Origin of the sequence: Pseudomonas sp. SWI44, from assembly GCF_002947915.1 — a bacterium.
In the GTDB taxonomy this organism is placed as follows: domain Bacteria; phylum Pseudomonadota; class Gammaproteobacteria; order Pseudomonadales; family Pseudomonadaceae; genus Aquipseudomonas; species Aquipseudomonas taiwanensis.
This window is the reverse complement of sequence record NZ_CP026674.1, coordinates 4,389,824-4,405,960: the sequence shown is the minus strand read 5'-3', so window position 1 is coordinate 4,405,960 and position 16,137 is coordinate 4,389,824. Positions and strand designations below refer to the sequence as shown.

At 64.4% G+C, this 16,137-nt stretch carries 11 protein-coding genes; 8 read left to right on the top strand and 3 right to left on the bottom strand.

Annotation, left to right across the window (positions count from 1 at the left end):
• Nucleotides 1-58 precede the first annotated feature (58 nt).
• Nucleotides 59-532 (bottom strand): sigma-70 family RNA polymerase sigma factor, encoded by a 474-nt coding sequence (locus C4Q26_RS20570; RefSeq protein WP_023381373.1) that lies wholly within the window; start codon nucleotides 530-532, stop codon nucleotides 59-61.
• Between the two features lie 216 nt (nucleotides 533-748).
• On the opposite strand from C4Q26_RS20570, the gene C4Q26_RS20565 reads away from it, so the two are divergent.
• Genes C4Q26_RS20565 through C4Q26_RS20555 form a run of 3 tightly spaced genes read left to right on the top strand, consistent with a single transcriptional unit; the run spans nucleotide 749 to nucleotide 5,305 of the window.
• The gene (locus tag C4Q26_RS20565) at nucleotides 749-1,927 is read left to right on the top strand and encodes an efflux RND transporter periplasmic adaptor subunit (RefSeq protein ID WP_023381374.1); all 1,179 of its coding nucleotides are present in this window, start codon (nucleotides 749-751) and stop codon (nucleotides 1,925-1,927) included.
• Nucleotides 1,928-3,892, top strand: a complete 1,965-nt coding sequence (locus C4Q26_RS20560) for a MacB family efflux pump subunit (RefSeq protein WP_104881458.1) — start codon at nucleotides 1,928-1,930, stop codon at nucleotides 3,890-3,892. It begins immediately after the preceding gene.
• Between the two features lie 3 nt (nucleotides 3,893-3,895).
• Nucleotides 3,896-5,305: an efflux transporter outer membrane subunit gene (locus tag C4Q26_RS20555; RefSeq protein ID WP_104883453.1), complete on the top strand. Its 1,410-nt coding sequence runs from the start codon at nucleotides 3,896-3,898 to the stop codon at nucleotides 5,303-5,305.
• Nucleotides 5,306-5,406: 101 nt separating this feature from the next.
• Here C4Q26_RS20555 and C4Q26_RS20550 read toward each other — a convergent pair whose 3' ends face one another.
• The gene (locus C4Q26_RS20550; RefSeq protein WP_104883452.1) at nucleotides 5,407-7,029 is read right to left on the bottom strand and encodes a twin-arginine translocation signal domain-containing protein; all 1,623 of its coding nucleotides are present in this window, start codon (nucleotides 7,027-7,029) and stop codon (nucleotides 5,407-5,409) included.
• Nucleotides 7,030-7,197: 168 nt separating this feature from the next.
• Here C4Q26_RS20550 and pvdM point away from each other — a divergent pair, with 168 nt between their 5' ends.
• The 5 genes from pvdM to C4Q26_RS20525 all read left to right on the top strand — a co-directional run bounded on the left by pvdM (nucleotide 7,198) and on the right by C4Q26_RS20525 (nucleotide 15,098).
• Entirely contained in the window at nucleotides 7,198-8,550 is a 1,353-nt protein-coding gene (pvdM, locus tag C4Q26_RS20545; protein WP_104883451.1) for a pyoverdine-tailoring dipeptidase-like protein PvdM, read from the top strand.
• A gap of 8 nt (nucleotides 8,551-8,558) precedes the next feature.
• Nucleotides 8,559-9,839 carry an aminotransferase class V-fold PLP-dependent enzyme gene (locus tag C4Q26_RS20540; RefSeq protein ID WP_023381379.1) on the top strand — a complete coding sequence of 427 codons (1,281 nt, stop codon included), beginning with the start codon at nucleotides 8,559-8,561 and terminating at the stop codon, nucleotides 9,837-9,839.
• Between the two features lie 30 nt (nucleotides 9,840-9,869).
• Nucleotides 9,870-10,790, top strand: a complete 921-nt coding sequence (locus tag C4Q26_RS20535) for a formylglycine-generating enzyme family protein (protein WP_023381380.1) — start codon at nucleotides 9,870-9,872, stop codon at nucleotides 10,788-10,790.
• Nucleotides 10,791-10,898: 108 nt separating this feature from the next.
• Entirely contained in the window at nucleotides 10,899-12,548 is a 1,650-nt protein-coding gene (locus C4Q26_RS20530) for a cyclic peptide export ABC transporter (protein ID WP_104883450.1), read from the top strand.
• Between the two features lie 105 nt (nucleotides 12,549-12,653).
• Nucleotides 12,654-15,098 carry a TonB-dependent siderophore receptor gene (locus C4Q26_RS20525; RefSeq protein ID WP_023381382.1) on the top strand — a complete coding sequence of 815 codons (2,445 nt, stop codon included), beginning with the start codon at nucleotides 12,654-12,656 and terminating at the stop codon, nucleotides 15,096-15,098.
• 83 nt (nucleotides 15,099-15,181) lie between these two features.
• Here the strand turns inward: C4Q26_RS20525 and C4Q26_RS20520 are convergent, their stop codons facing one another.
• Nucleotides 15,182-16,135, bottom strand: coding sequence for an alpha/beta hydrolase (locus C4Q26_RS20520; protein ID WP_023381383.1), 954 nt, complete (start codon nucleotides 16,133-16,135; stop codon nucleotides 15,182-15,184).
• Between the last annotated feature and the right edge of the window lie 2 nt (nucleotides 16,136-16,137).

Here is a 16,137-nt window from a genome sequence, read left to right as displayed (position 1 = left end):
TTTCCAGAAATCAAGTTGCCGCGTACAGAATTTTCATTCGTGTTTCACCGGCTTTTCACTATTCCCATTGCCGCATGCGCAAGCGGCAATGCTTCATGGCGTTGACGATATGTTTTTCCACCATGCTTCGGGAAACGCCCAGCCGCTCGGCGATCTGCTGGTGTGAAAGGCCCTCGAGCTTGCGCAACAGGAAGCTGTCGCGGCAAGGCTTGCTCAATTCGTCCAGGGCCCTTTGCATCAGTGCCAGGCGCTGATCGAGCTGCATTTCCTGGGACGGTGCCTGAATGTGCCAGCGCTCGTCGCTGTCCAGCACGTCCAAGGGTTCGGCCTGGCGCACACGCTGACGCCGATGACGGTCTACCACCAGGTTGAGCGCGGTCCGGTACAGGAAGGCGCGCGGATGCTCGATCTGCTGCGCGTCGGTGCGCTCCAGTACCCGCAGGTAGGCATCGTGGGCAACGTCCTCCGCCGCCTGGCGACTGCCAAGGCGTGCGGAAAGGAAACTCACCAGTTCACGATAGTAATGTTCCACAGCGGCACCTGGCGTCGCCCTGCCCTGCCACAGGTGTGCGGGGACGCGGGAATATGTGATATCAGCGTGCAATCTTACAAATTATAATTATTCTCAGCAACACACAGCGGTACCCCCAACCTGGGTAAATCCCGCATGCTGATCTTCGTCTAACTGGGACCTCCCTGCGCGCCTCGACTGGCTGCGTGTGGCCATCACCCCTGGCTGGAAGTCCGCATGAGACGCTTACCCAACACTCGCCGCCGCATCCTCCTCGGTGGCCTGGGCCTGCTTGGCCTGGGCAGCCTGCTGGCCTGGAAGACCTTGCCATTCGACAACCAGCCGGCCAGCACGGTAACCGTCACCCGCGCCGATATCGAAAGCAGCGTCACCGCCCTGGGCACCCTGCAACCTCGTCGCTACGTCGATGTCGGCGCCCAGGCCTCGGGGCAGATCCGTCGCCTGCATGTCGAAGCGGGCGACCAGGTTCACCAGGGCCAGTTGCTGGTCGAGATCGACCCGTCAACCCAGCAGGCCAGGCTCGACGCCGGCCGCTACTCGATCGAGAACCTCAAGGCCCAGTTGGCCGAGCAGCGCGCCCAGTACCGCTTGGCCCAGCAACAGCTCAAACGCCAGCGCGACCTGGCCGCCGCTGGTGCCACCCGCGAGGAAGACGTGCAGGCTGCCGATGCCCAGCTCAAGGTCACCCAGGCCCGCATCGACATGTACCAGGCGCAGATCCTTCAGGCCCAGGCCAGCCTGCGCAGCGACCAGGCCGAACTTGGCTACACGCGCATCTACGCGCCCATGGACGGCACCGTGGTCGCCGTGGACGCCCGCGAGGGCCAGACCCTGAATGCCCAGCAACAGACGCCCCTGATCCTGCGCATCGCCAAGCTGTCGCCGATGACCGTCTGGGCCCAGGTCTCCGAGGCCGATATCGGCAAGGTCAAGCCCGGCATGAGCGCTTACTTCACCACCTTGGCCGGTGGCAAGCGCCGCTGGACCAGCACCGTGCGCCAGATACTGCCGATTCCGCCCAAGCCGCTGGAGCAGTCCAGCCAGGGCGGCGGCAGCCCGACCAGCGCCACCTCCGGCACGACCGGCAGCCAAGTCGTGCAGTACACCGTGCTGCTGGACGTGGACAACCCTGACGGGGCACTGATGGCCGAGATGACCACCCAGGTGTTCTTCGTCGCCGGCCAGGCCAGCCAGGTACTGACCGCACCGCTGGCGGCGCTGGACGACAGCGATGGTGACGGCCTGCGCATGGCCCAGGTACTCACCCGCGACGGCAAGGTCGAGCAGCGCCAAGTGCGCACCGGCCTGAGCGACCGGCTGCGGGTACAGATCCTCGACGGTGTCCGCGAAGGCGAACGCCTGCTCATCGGCGCCCCTGCCGCCAGCGGAGGTTGAATGTCCGCCCCCCTGATCGAGCTTCGCGACATCCGCAAAGTCTACGGCGGCCTCGACACACCCAAGGTCGAAGTCCTGCGCGGTATCAGCCTGCGCGTGCACCCCGGCGAATTTGTCGCCATCGTCGGCGCGTCAGGGTCTGGCAAATCGACCCTGATGAACATCCTCGGCTGCCTCGACCGCCCCAGTTCCGGCTGCTATCGCTTCGCCGGCAAGGACGTGGCCGAGCTGGACACCGACGAGCTGGCCTGGCTGCGACGCGAGGCCTTCGGTTTCGTGTTCCAGGGCTACCACCTGATTCCTTCGGGCTCGGCCCAGGAAAACGTCGAAATGCCAGCCATCTATGCCGGCTTACCGGCCAGCGAGCGCCACGCCCGCGCCGCCGCCCTGCTCGAACGCCTGGGCCTGGCCAGCCGCACGGGCAACCGCCCGCACCAGTTGTCCGGCGGTCAGCAACAGCGCGTTTCCATCGCCCGCGCGCTGATGAACGGCGGCCACATCATCCTCGCCGACGAACCCACTGGAGCCCTCGACAGCCACAGCGGCGCCGAAGTCATGGCCCTGCTCGACGAACTGGCCAGCCAGGGGCATGTGATCATCCTTATCACCCACGACCGCGAGGTGGCGGCACGCGCACACCGGGTGATCGAGATTCGCGACGGCTTGGTGATCAGCGATTCGGCCGACGACCAGCCACCGGTCAATCCGCACCGAGGCCTGCAGGCCGAAGACCTGCGCGAACGCCTGGATCGCGGCGCCACTGAGCGTGGCGCCTGGAAGGGCGAGCTGGTCGAAGCCTTGCAGGCAGCCTGGCGGGTCATGTGGATCAATCGCTTTCGCACTGCCCTGACCCTGCTCGGCATCGTCATCGGCGTCGCCTCGGTGGTGGTCATGCTGGCTGTGGGCGAAGGCAGCAAACGCCAGGTCATGGCACAGATGGCCGCCTTCGGCTCGAACATCCTCTACCTCAACGGTCGCCACGCCACCCTGCGTGAGCCCGCCGGCGTGGTGACCCTGGACGATGTTGCGGCGATTGCCGAACTGCCCCAGGTGACGCGGATCATGCCGGTGATCGGGGACGACGTGATGGTGCGCCACGGCAACAACAACCAGAAATTCTACGTCGGCGGCAACAATATCGAGTTCCCCTACATCCTCAATTGGCCGGTGGTCCAGGGCAGCTTCTTCAGCGACAGCGACGAACGCACTGGCGCCGCCGTCGCGGTGATCGGCCAGAAGGTACGCGACACGCTGCTCGAACCTGGCAGCGACCCGATCGGCCAGTACCTGCTGCTCGGCAACGTACCGTTCCAGATCGTCGGCGTGCTGGCCGGAAAAGGCGCCAGCTCCGGCGACCAGAACAGCGACGAACGCATCGTCGTGCCCTACTCGGCAGCGTCCATTCGCCTGTTCGGTACCCAGGACCCGGAATACGTGATCATCGCCGCCCGAGATTCGGCACGAGTGGCCGAGACCGAAGCAGCCATCGATCACCTGATGCGCCAGCGTCACCAAGGCAAGCAAGACTTCGAGCTGACCAACGACGCCGCACTGATCCAGGCCGAAGCCCGCACCCAGAACAGCCTGTCGCTGATGCTGGGGGCGATCGCCGCGATCTCCCTGCTGGTCGGCGGCATCGGGGTGATGAACATCATGCTGATGACCGTGCGCGAACGCACCCGCGAGATCGGTATTCGCATGGCCACCGGCGCCCGCCAGCGCGACATCCTGCGCCAGTTCCTCAGTGAGGCGGTGATGCTGTCGATGGTCGGCGGCCTGACCGGCATCGCACTGGCCTTGGGCATCGGCGCAGGCCTGATGCTTGCCGGGGTCGCCGTGGCCTTCGCCCTACCCGCCATCCTCGGCGCCTTCGCCTGCGCCGTAGTCACCGGCATCGTGTTCGGCTTCATGCCGGCCCGCAAGGCGGCGCGTCTCGATCCGGTCAAAGCCCTTACCAGCGAATAACCCATGACATTGCCAAGCCGCATCAGCCTGATGACCCTGAGCCTTTGCCTCGCCGCCTGCAGCACACCGCCACCGCCCGAAAGCGGCATCGCACCACCGGATAACTGGCAAGGAGAGACCGGTGCTGCCGGGCTCACCCTGCCACAGACGAAGTGGTGGAAAGCCTTCGCCAGCCCCGAACTGGACCGTCTGGTTGAACGTGCGCGGCGCAACAGCTACGACCTGGCGGCTGCCACCGCACGTGTACGCCAGGCCCAGGCCCGCGCCGTGATCGCCGGCGCGCCACTGCTGCCGGCGTTGAACTTCGGGTTTGAAGGCAGCCGACAGCACCTGCTGCGGGGCGACGGCAGCGACCAGCTCGATGTCAGCAGCAGCGAACGCACCAGCACCTCGTTTGGCACCACGCTCAGCGCGACCTACGAGATCGACTTCTGGGGCGGCCTGCGCGCCGCACGCGACAGCGGCCTGCATGGCCTGGACGCCAGCCGCTTCGACCGCCAGACTGTGGAACTGACCCTGGTCAGTGCCGTTGCCGATAGCTACCTGCAAGGGCTGGCACTGGATGAGCAACTGCGCATCGCCCGCCTGAACCTGCGCAATGCGCGGGATGTGCTGGGCCTGGTCGAGGTGCGGCAGCGCTCTGGCTCGGCCACGCGCCTTGAGTTGGCGCAACAACGTAGCCTGGTGGCCGCCCAGGAGCGCCAACTGCCGCTGCTTGAGCAACGCCAGCAGGACAACCGCGTCACGCTGGCCACCCTGCTCGGCGACCCCGTGCAACATTTGCCCGGCAGCGACGAGCGCATCGACACGGTGCAGTGGCCGGCAATTGGCAGCGGTATGCCCAGCGACCTGCTGACCCGCCGGCCAGACATCGCAGCCGCCGAAGCGCGCCTGGCGGCCGCCAGCGCCAATGTGCAGGTCGCACGGGCCGCCCTGCTACCAAAGCTGACCCTCGGCGCCGAGTTCGGTTCGGGGGCCCGCACCCTGCCCCAGGTCTTCGACAGCCCGTACTACACGCTGACCTCCGGCCTGGTCGCGCCGATCTTCAACAACGGCCGACTGCGGGCCTCGCGTGAATTGGCCGAGGCAGAGCAAGAGGAGTTGCTCGAGGCCTATCGCAGCAGCATCCTGGCCGGCTTCGCCGACGTCGAGAAAGCGCTCAACGCCATCCATGGCGTCGACCGGCAACGGCAATGGCAGGATGAGCAAGTGCAACAGGCCCGCCTGGCCTTCGACCTCGCCCAGCAACGTTACGGTGCCGGAGCCGAAACGCTGCTGACGGTGTTGGAAACCCAGCGCACGCTGTACGAGGCACAGGATCAGCAGGCGCAGTTGCGCTTGGCGCGATTGCAAGCGAGCGTGGCCCTGTACAAGGCACTGGGTGGCGGCTGGCACGTGAAAACAGCCCAGTGAGTACACACGGGGCTGCTGTGCAGCCCTTTCGCGACGCCTGGCCGCTCCCACGAATAGTTCGATGCCACGAAGGTTGGAGATCAATCCAACCCATGGCGCACTCAGGCCAGCAATCCCTTCAATGAAAGATGCCGCGCATACCACGGCCGTTTCGGCACCTGGCGCATGAACCCGGCCAACTTGCCTTCGTCCTCGCCAAAGATGATGCGCAATGCCAGCTTCATGGTCTCGACATCCATCTCCACCGACCTGCCCGGCCTTACCCCAGGCACTGTACTGCAGCCATGGGTATCCGGCCCCAGCCAGGGGTCAGCCACCTCCACCCAGCGCCCCGGCGCAAACCACGGCACGCCGTTGACCTGCATCCGGCTGACTTCGCCCGGGTGAAAACGCTCATGGGCGGCGAACCAGTCCTCCACGCGATCGTCGATCCAACCATGAAACCGCCAGAACACCGGGTGCACATGGGACGAGAACGGGTCGCCCAAAAAGTCGTTTTCCGCTGCATACCAACGCGGCGCAAAGTCATCCAGCTCGCGGGCCAGCGGCACCGGCGCGCCGTTGGAGGGGTCGCGCGGCACCGACGCCCAGCGCATGTGCAGCCAGTCGTGCAGGCCCAGCTCCATCTCCGAGCCCAATTGCCCCAAGGTCATCCGCGACAAGTAACGCGGGTCGCGATACCGAGACTCCCATACCGCGAAGTTGCCATGGAACGTCTCGGCACGCTTGATGCCGTTGACCCACTCGCTGAACGCATCGTCCCCCGGCGCCAGCCAGGTCGGCGGCACCGAGCAGCCGTCGAGGTTATCGAAGTAACGGGCAAAACCCAGGCGGTCGCGTTCAAGCTCCGGCTGCGGCAACGGAAAGCTCGACCACGACGGCAGCGGCTGCAGCGCACGGGCCGCAGCGAGCATGTGCCGGTGCATGAAGAAAAAGTCCTCGCCCGAGCCGTTGCGGTCCTTGAGTTTGCCGCGCGCATCACGCTCGCGCTCACGAGGGCCAGGTTGCCACCCCAGGCCGCGCAGGGCATTGCGCTTTTCCTCCGAGAGGTTGTGCCACTTGTCACGCGAGGCATGCCACAACTGGTGGAACAGTCGGTGCTCGGGGGAAATCAGCCAGTCCAGCAAGGCCGGCTCAAGGCCAATGGTCTGGCGCGCTTCGGGGAAGCGCTGGCCAATGGCGACGAAGCGGTTGTCCTGCAACGGCAGCGCCAGGGACCGGTCCAGCGCGGCAATCTGCCCACTCAGGGTCTCGCTGCCGGCATTGCCGAACTCGCCCCACACCTGATCCAGGGTGATCGCCATTTCATAACCTCGATGGCTCGCATCCGTTGGCATCAGGCGCCAGTAAAGGCAATTGGAATCGGACTCGGCCAGGTCACCGATCAACTGGTAACGCGGCGCCTTTTCGCTGCGCAGCCGTTGTGCCGTGTCAAGGCAACCGCGCACGCCACGTCCTCGCGCGGCAACGTCGATGAACAGTTCAAGCTGCTGAGCCGGCAGACCCGCAAGCCCGGCATCGGCCCCTTCGAAGCGGATAGCCCAGATACCGCGCAGGCGGTTGCCCAGGCGTTGGCCGGCGGTGTCGGCAAGCTCCACGCTGGCCTCCCCCGGGGTGACCGGAAACTCATCCCTGGTCAGCTCGCGGTGCGCATAGTGGACCGCCGGCAGGGCCGCGCCCGCCAGGGCCACACCGGTCATGAAACCTCGTCGAGAAATCGTCATTACCCTACCTGTGTCCGCCATGAAGCAGGCGCTGTCCCAGCAAGGACGTATGCTCCCCGGCGAAATTTAGCCAGGTCGTCGCTGCCCCTCGCTAAATTTCCTCCCGCCACGCTCGTCCCTCCCAGACAGCCCAAGCCCCGGCATTCGCGGACCTGAAACGAGATGGCAATGACACAACCTCGCTGGAAGAAAACCTTGTACATCGGTGTGCCCCTGGCCCTGCTGCTCGGTGCCGGTGGCTACCTGGCCTGGAACCAATGGCTGAACCCCGCCCCGCACTACCCGCGCGAGGTGATCAAGCAGGCCGACGAGCTGCAGGATCGGCTGATCTCCTTCGACAGCCACATCACCCTGCCGCTGGACTTCGGTACCCATGGCCAGGAGGCGGACAAGGATGGCGACGGCCAGTTCGACCTGGCCAAGGCCGCCAAAGGACGATTGTCCGGCGCCGCCTTGACCCTCTTCGGCTGGCCGGAAATCTGGAACGGCCCCGATGCACCGCACCGGCCGACCGCAGGGTTTGTCGAGGAGGCCCGTAATCAGCAGGAGGTGCGCTACAAGATCATCTCCGGCCTGGTGCGCGACTTCCCCAACCAGGTCGGTATCGCCTATACCCCCGACGATTTCCGCCGCCTGCACGGCGAAGGCAAGTTCGCCATCTTCATCAGCATGCTCAACGCCTACCCGTTGGGCAACGACTTGAACCTGCTGGACAATTGGGCCGCACGGGGTATGCGCATGTTCGGCTTCAGCTACATCGGCAACAACGACTGGGCCGACTCCTCGCGCCCGCTGCCGTTCTTCAACGACTCACCCGACGCCCTGGGTGGTCTCTCACCCATCGGCAAGCAGGCCGTGCAACGGCTCAATGACCTGGGGGTGATCATCGATGTCTCGCAGATGTCCACCCAGGCCTTGGAACAAGTCAGCGCCCTGAGCCGCGCGCCCATCGTCGCCTCGCACTCTGCGCCACGGGCGATGGTCGATATCCCACGCAACCTCAGCGACCGCGAGATGCAACTGATCAAGAACAGCGGCGGCGTGGTGCAGATCGTCGGCTTCTCCGGCTACCTGCGCCCGCTCACGCAAAAGACCCAGGACAAGCTCAACGCCCTGCGCGCCAAGTTCGACCTGCCACCGCTGCCCAACCTGGCCATGGCCCTGATGCCCGGCGACCCGATCATCGCCGCCTGGCCCGAGCAGCGTTTCGGCAGCTACGCCAGCCAGCTGTACGCCATTCTCGACGAAGAACCCAAGGCCAGCCTCAAGGACCTGGGCGATGCCATCGACTACGCCGTGCGCAAGATCGGTATCGACCACGTCGGCATCGCCTCGGACTTCAACGAAGGGGGTGGCGTGCGAGGTTGGGAGGATGTGAGCCAGGTGCGCAACGTCACCGCCGAACTGATCCAGCGTGGCTATAGCGAAGCCGATATCGCCAAGCTGTGGGGCGGCAATTTCCTGCGTGTCTGGGCCCAGGTTGAAAAGGCCGCCAGCCCTTCTCTTTCCTCTACCCGGTAAGCGCAACCATGAGCGACCGCCGTACTTTTCTCAAACAGGCCAGCCTGCTCGCCGTTGCCCTGCCCTTTGGCGGCGGCCTCGGCCAAGCCCTGGCCAATCCAGCAAAACCATCGACCCAGGGTAACCAATGGACGCAGTTGCGTCAGCTGTTCAACCAGGACCCGGACTACCTGCATCTTTCGAACTTCCTGATCACCTCGCACCCTAAACCGGTGCAGGACGCCATCGATCGCTACCGCGCCAGCGTCGATCGCAACCCAGGCCTGGTCATGGACTGGGACCGCCAGGAACCCTGGCAGCACGAGGCCCGGGTTCGCGCGTGGGCGGGCAAGTACCTGCAGGCACGCCCCGGCCAGATCGCCCTGACCGGCAGCACCACCGAAGGCCTGGCGATTATCTACGGTGGCCTGCACGTGCGCCCGGACCAGGAGATCCTGACCACCGTCCACGAGCATTCCGCCGCCGAGGCGGTGCTTGACTTTCGCACCCAGCGTCAAGGTACCCAAGTGCGCCGAATCCGCCTGTTCAAGGACCCGGCCAAGGTCAGCACCGACGAGATCGTCGGCAACATCGACCGCGCCATTCGCTCCAACACACGGGTGCTGGGCATGACCTGGGTACAGTCGGGTAGCGGCGTGAAGCTACCCCTGGCGGAAATCGGCGCGGTGGTCGACCGGCACAACCGCGACCGCGCCGAGGTCGATCGCATCCTCTATGTGGTCGACGGCGTGCATGGTTTTGGCGTGGAAGACCTGAGCTTCCCGCAGATGAACTGCGACTACTTCATCGCCGGCACCCACAAGTGGATGTTCGGCCCGCGTGGTACCGGCATCGTCTGTGCGCGCAGCGAACAACTCAAGGACATCACGCCGCTGATCCCGACCTTTTCCCAGGACACCGATTTCGCCACCAGCCTCACCCCTGGGGGTTACCACGCCTTCGAGCACCGCTGGGCATTGGACGAGGCGTTCAAGCTGCACTTGCAACTGGGCAAGGCCGAGGTCCAGGGCCGTATTCACCAGCTCAACAGCTACCTCAAGCAGCGCCTTGGCGAACACCGCCAGGTCGAACTGGTCACCCCGATGGCTGCGCAACATAGCGCAGGCTTCACCTTTTTCCGAGTCAAGGACCGCGACAGCGACAAGGTTGCCGCCGCCTTGCTGCGGCAGAAGGCGATCGTCGATGCGGTGTACCGCGACGTCGGCCCGGTCATCCGCACCGCACCCGGCCTGCTCAACGACGAAGCGCAGATCGACCGTTTCATGACACTGCTCAGCGCCCAGCTGTGACGCCCGAATTCCCTTCGCACGAGACGACTCATGAACCCTGAACCCCACGTACGCCACCGCCGCACCCTACCGGTCCTCGCGCCGCTGGCACTGCTCGCCCTGCTCACCGCCAGCGCCTGGGCTCAGGCGGGCACGCCCAAGCCCGGTACTGTCTTCAAGGACTGCGAGAAAGACTGCCCGGAGATGGTGGTCCTGCCCACCGGCTCGTTCATGATGGGCACCCCCGATGACGAAGTCGGACGCCAGGCCGATGAAGGCCCGCTGCACAAGGTCACCTTCACCAAGCCCTTCGCTATCAGCCGCTTCCCCATTACCTTCGCCGAGTGGGACGCCTTCATCCAGGCCACCGGCTACATGATGCCCAGCGGTGACGAACGCCCTGGCCGCCTGTGTCAGGCCGGCACCGCCACCCAGGGTGGCCGCCCCACCTATGGCGGCAACTACCCGGTGACCAGCCGCCACCCTGCCGTGTGCATGAACCTCAAGGAAGCCCAGGACTACGTCGCCTGGCTGTCGAACAAGACCGGTAAGCCCTACCGCCTGCCCAGCGAGTCGGTCCGCGAGTACGCCGCCCGTGCTGGCAGCACCGGCCCGTTCCCCTTCCCCTTCGACGAAGGCAAGGAGTACAGCATCGCCAAGCACGCCAATACCTACGGGCCGGCCGACGGCTACAGCTACACCGCGCCGGTCGGTAGCTTCCCGGCCAACGCCTTTGGCGTGTACGACATGCACGGCAACATCTATGAGTGGACCGCCGACTGCAAGCACGACAACTATGTTGGCGCGCCGAGCGATGGCAGCCCATGGCAAGAGAAAGACTGCAGGTTCCAGAGCATTCGCGGCAACGACTATGGCGAGGCCCCGGTGTTCTCTCGCTCCGGTAATCGCAACGACCTCTACCCCAACGAACGCGGCGATTGGATCGGCTTTCGTGTAGTACGCGATCTCTGAACGACAAAGGGGCGCAAGGCGCCCCCCCCAGAGGCGCGCTAAATTCCCCTGCCCACCAGTCGTCCTACAGGGAGCCCACAGCCATTTTCCAAAGCGGAACCCTGCCCCATGACTCAGCCTCCCCGCGGCGCCCTCAGCGAACTGTTCGCCCTGCTCAGACCCTTCTGGCCCATCGTTGCCCTCTCCATCGTCCTGGGGATGGTCGGTGGCCTTAGCGTCACCGCGCTGCTCGCCAGCATCAACAACGCCCTGCATAGCGGCGGCAACATCACCAGCACCGCCATCGCAGCCTTCGCCGGCCTGTGCCTGCTGGCCCTGACCTGTTCGATCAGCGCCGACATCGGCACCAACTACGTCGGCCAGAACATCATCGCCAAGCTGCGCAAGACGCTGGGCGAGAAAACCCTCGCCGCCCCCATCGAGCAGATCGAGCGCTACCGCAGCCATCGCCTGATCCCTGTGCTGACCCACGATGTCGACACCATCAGCGACTTCGCCTTCGCCTTCGCCCCGCTGGCCATCTCGATGACCGTGACGCTCGGTTGCCTGGGCTACCTGGCCATGCTGTCCTGGCCAATGTTCCTGTTGATGGTGGTGGCCATCGCCATCGGCAGCGCCGCCCAGTTCGTCGCCCAGGCCAGCGGCGGTCGTGGCTTCGCCACCGCCCGTGAAGCCGAGGACACCCTGCAGAAGAACTACAGCGCCATCGCCGAAGGCGCCAAGGAACTACGCATCCACCGTCCTCGCCGCAACCGCATGTTCAGCCAGGGCGTGCAGGCCACCGCCGACTTCATCTGCAAGACCCAGATCAAAGCCATCAACACCTTCGTGGTGGCCAAGACCTTCGGCTCGATGCTGTTCTTCGTGGTCATCGGCATGGCTTTGGTGCTGCAGTCGCTGTGGCCCAGCGACGACAAGACCGTGATGAGCGGCTTCGTGCTGGTGCTGCTGTACATGAAAGGCCCGCTGGAACACCTGATCGGCACCCTGCCCATCGTCAGCCGCGCCAAGGTCGCCTTCGCCCGCGTCGCCCAGCTGTCCGAGCAGTTCTCCTCGCCCGAGCCGCACCTGCTGCTCGACGCCAAGGTCAGCAAGCCCGAGCCGGTGCAAAGCCTGGAACTGTTCAACGTAGGCTACGCCTTCCCGCCGGTCGAAGGCAGCGAGCCGTTCCGCCTGGGTCCGGTCAACCTGCGCATCGAGCAAGGCGACATCGTTTTCATCGTCGGCGAGAACGGCTGCGGCAAGACGACCCTGATCAAACTGCTACTGGGCCTATACGCCCCGCACCAGGGCGAGATCCGCCTCAACGGCAAGGCCATAGACCCGAGCAACCGCGACGAATACCGCCAGCTGTTCACCACCATCTTCGCCGACTACTACCTGTTCGACGACGTGGTCGAAGGCGACCTGCACATCCCCGACGACGCCAACCGCTACCTGCAACGCCTGGAGATCGGCCACAAGGTCAGCGTGCGCGACGGCAGCTTCACCACCACCGACCTGTCGACCGGCCAGCGCAAGCGCCTGGCCCTGATCAATGCCTGGCTAGAAGAGCGCCCGGTACTGGTGTTCGACGAGTGGGCGGCAGACCAGGACCCGACCTTCCGCCGCATTTTTTACACCGAGTTGCTGCCCGACCTGAAACGGCTGGGCAAGACCATCATCGTCATCTCTCACGACGACCGCTACTTCGATGTAGCGGACCAGTTGGTGAGGATGCACAGCGGCAAAGTGAGCTCATCCCCCGTACCGGCCTGAGACGACAAGAAAAAACAGCGACAGGTTCTTTCCGGAATTTGTCGCTGAATGCGTCTTCTTATCAACAACCAAAAAATCTGCCGTTCACTTACATGAGCATTTGAAATGTCGCCCGTCCACAAACCCTTCAGCCTCGCCAGCCTCGTCATGCGCTGCACCCTGCGCTTCAAGCCTCTGCCTCGCTTCGGCCTGCTCCTTGCACTGCCCATTGCCGCCCAGGTCCAGGCCCAGGAAGCCAGCTTCGACATCCCGGCCCAGTCACTGGCCAGCGCCTTGCAAACATTCGGTCGCCAGGCCGACATGCAGATCCTGTTCAACCCCGATGACGTCAGCGGACTCACCAGCCAGGCGGTGAAACAACGCGCAGAACCGGCCCGCGCCCTGGCCCTGTTGCTGGGCGGCACCGGCATGACCTTCACCCTGCAGGGCAACCCGCAGGTGATCCTGCTGCGCAAGGGCAACAGCGCCGATCTGGAACTGGCACCGACCAACATCAGTGGCGCGTCCCTGGGCGAGACCACCGAGGGCACCCACGCCTACGCTACCGGCCGCTCCAGCACCGCCACCAAGCTGCCGATGTCCCTGCGTGAAACGCCGCAGTCCGTGACCGTCGTCACCCGCCAGCGCATGGACGACCAGAACATGCAGAACCTCGACGACGTGATGAAGAACGCCACTGGCATCACCATCGTCAAGAACGGCGGTGAGCGTTCGATCTACCAGGCTCGCGGGCAGTCGGTGGACAACCTGCAGATCGACGGCGTACCGACCAACATCGGCAACGCCTACTCGATGGATGCCCAATCCAAGCCAAACACCGACATCTACGACCGCGTGGAGATCGTGCGCGGCGCCACTGGCCTGATGGAAGGCGCGGGCAATCCCTCGGCCTCCATCAACCTGATCCGCAAGCGCCCGACTGCCGAGCGTCAGGCCCTGATCGAAACCTCGGTCGGTTCCTGGGACAACTACAAGACCATGGTCGATGTGTCCTCGCCACTGAACGAAGCCGGTACCCTGCGTGGCCGCTCGGTGATCTCGTACAACAATGCCAACAGCTACTTGGACACCGCCCAGAAGGAAAACCAGCTGTTCTACGGCATCCTGGAGGCTGACCTGGACGAGTCGACCGTGGCCACCTTCGGCTTCACCTACCAGAAAGAACGCAACTCCGGTTACGACTGGTCGGGCCTACCGACCAAGGAGAACGGCGAGTTCTACCCAATCTCCCGTTCCACCTCGCTGACCGGCGACTGGAACCACCTGGACAAGCGCAACACCACCCTGTTCGCCGATGTCCAGCACACCTTCGACAACGGCTGGAAAGGCGTGATCGCCGTCAACCAGATGTGGGCCAAGTCGGACTTCCTGGGCAACTATACCTTCCCTGGCGGTGGCACCGACCTGTATACCCTCAACCCTCGCCTGTTTCGTTACGACGACACCCAGACCAGCATCGACGGCTACTTCACCGGTCCGTTCCAGCTGCTTGGTCGCCAGCATGACCTGATCGTCGGCGGTAACTGGAACAAGGACGACTTCGACTACCATGGTGGACGCGATGCCACCTACCGCTACATCGTCGACATGAACAACCTCGGTGCGTTCGACCCGCCAAAGCCGGAAAACCTCAACGTCAACCAGTGGAAGTACAACCGTACCCAGGAACAGAAAGGTATTTATGTCGCCAGCCGCTTCAGCCTGACCGACACCACGAAGTTCATTCTCGGCAGCCGCCTGAGCTGGTACAGCTTCGACACCTTGACCGACACCAATGGCATCCGCGAAGACAGTGACCATGGCCACTTCTCCAAAAGTGGCGAAGTCACGCCATACGCAGGCCTGATTCAGGAGCTGAACGAAAACTGGTCGGCTTACGCCAGCTATACCGAAATCTTCAAGCCGCAAGACAATCAGGCTGCCGACGGCAGCATGCTCAAGCCGATGACTGGCAGCAACTACGAGATCGGCCTGAAGGGCGAATTCTTCGACAAGCGCCTGCAGACTTCCATCGCAATCTTCCAGGCTGACCAGACCGGCCGTGCCGAACTGGTCGCTGAAACCATTTGCCCCGACGGCTGCTACCGCGCCTCCGACAAGGTCCGCAACAAGGGTATCGAGCTTGAGCTCAACGGCGAGATCCTGCCGGACTGGAACCTGTCCGCGGGCTACACCTACACCCAGTCCAAGTACATCGGCGGCGAGCAGAAGGGCGAAGACTTCAACACCGCCTCGCCACGTCACCTGTTCAAGCTGGCCACCGACTACCGCCTGCCAGGCGCGCTCAACCACCTGCGTGTGGGCGGCAGCTTCTATGCGCAGAGCAAGATGACCCAGACCGAGGTCGGCGAGACCTACAAGATCCAGCAGGACGCCTACCACCTGACCAACTTGCACGCGATCTACGAGATCAACAAGAACCTCGAAGTCCAGTACAACCTGGATAACGTATTCGACAAGAAGTACTACCAGACCCTCGGTAACCCGAACTACTGGAACTTCTACGGCGAACCGCGCAACTTCAACCTGGCACTGCGCGCCAAGTTCTGATCAACGCTTGAACCCTTCGGGGCCGCCCTGCGGCCCATCGCAGGCTTGGCCAGCGATGGGCTGCAAAGCAGCCCTCTTGAACCTTAACCGACATGCATCAACCGCCGCTGCAACGCCTCGGCGATCACCTCCAGCGCCTCCTGCGCTTCGTCCACCAATGCATCCATGCGCATGAAGTCATGGGTCATGCCTTCGTACACCCGCTCCTGCACCTCGACTCCCGCTGCGCGCAGGTGCGCGGCATAGGCGCGGCCTTCATCGAACAGCGGGTCGCATTCGGCGAGCAACAGCAACGCCGGCACGCGCAGCCGCTCAGGTGCTTCCAGTAGCGGCGAGAAGCGTGGGTCGAAGCGGTCGTCGGCGCTGCGCTGGTACTGCTGGTAGAACCACTCCAACGTGTCGGCCTCCAGCAAGTGGCCAGTGGCGTAGCGTTGAACCGAAGCGTGCCAGCGGCTGGCATCGGTGACCGGGTAGATCATCACCTGCAGGCATGGCGCCACCGGCGCGTGATTGGCCACCACCGCCGCCAGGCTGCCTCCGACACTGTCACCGGCGATGGCCAGGCGCTCCCCGTCGATGCCGATACTGGCGCCCTGGTCCAGCAACCAGTGCCAGGCATCCAGTGCGTCGTGCACCGCGGTTGGAAAACGCCACTGCGGCGCCAGCCGGTAGGCCACCGACAGCACCACGCACCCGGACAGCGCTGCCAGGGTGCGGCACAGGGCATCGTGGGAGTCCAGGCTGCCGACCACGTAGCCACCACCATGGAAATACAACACTCCAGGCTGCAGGCGCTCACGGTCGATGCCGTGGGCACTGTACAACCGCGCGTGCAGCGGTGTGCCGTCGCGGGCGGGAATCTGCAACGCCTCGATGTGCTCAAGGTCGTCGCCGCCCGTACTCATCAACAATGACGATTGGTCGAACGCTTCGCGGGCTTGTTCAGGGCTGGCAGCGTGCATCGCCAACGTCTTGCCTTCGGCGCGGCCGGCTTCGACCAGCTGCAGGTAGGCAGCGATATCAGGGTTCAGGGACATGG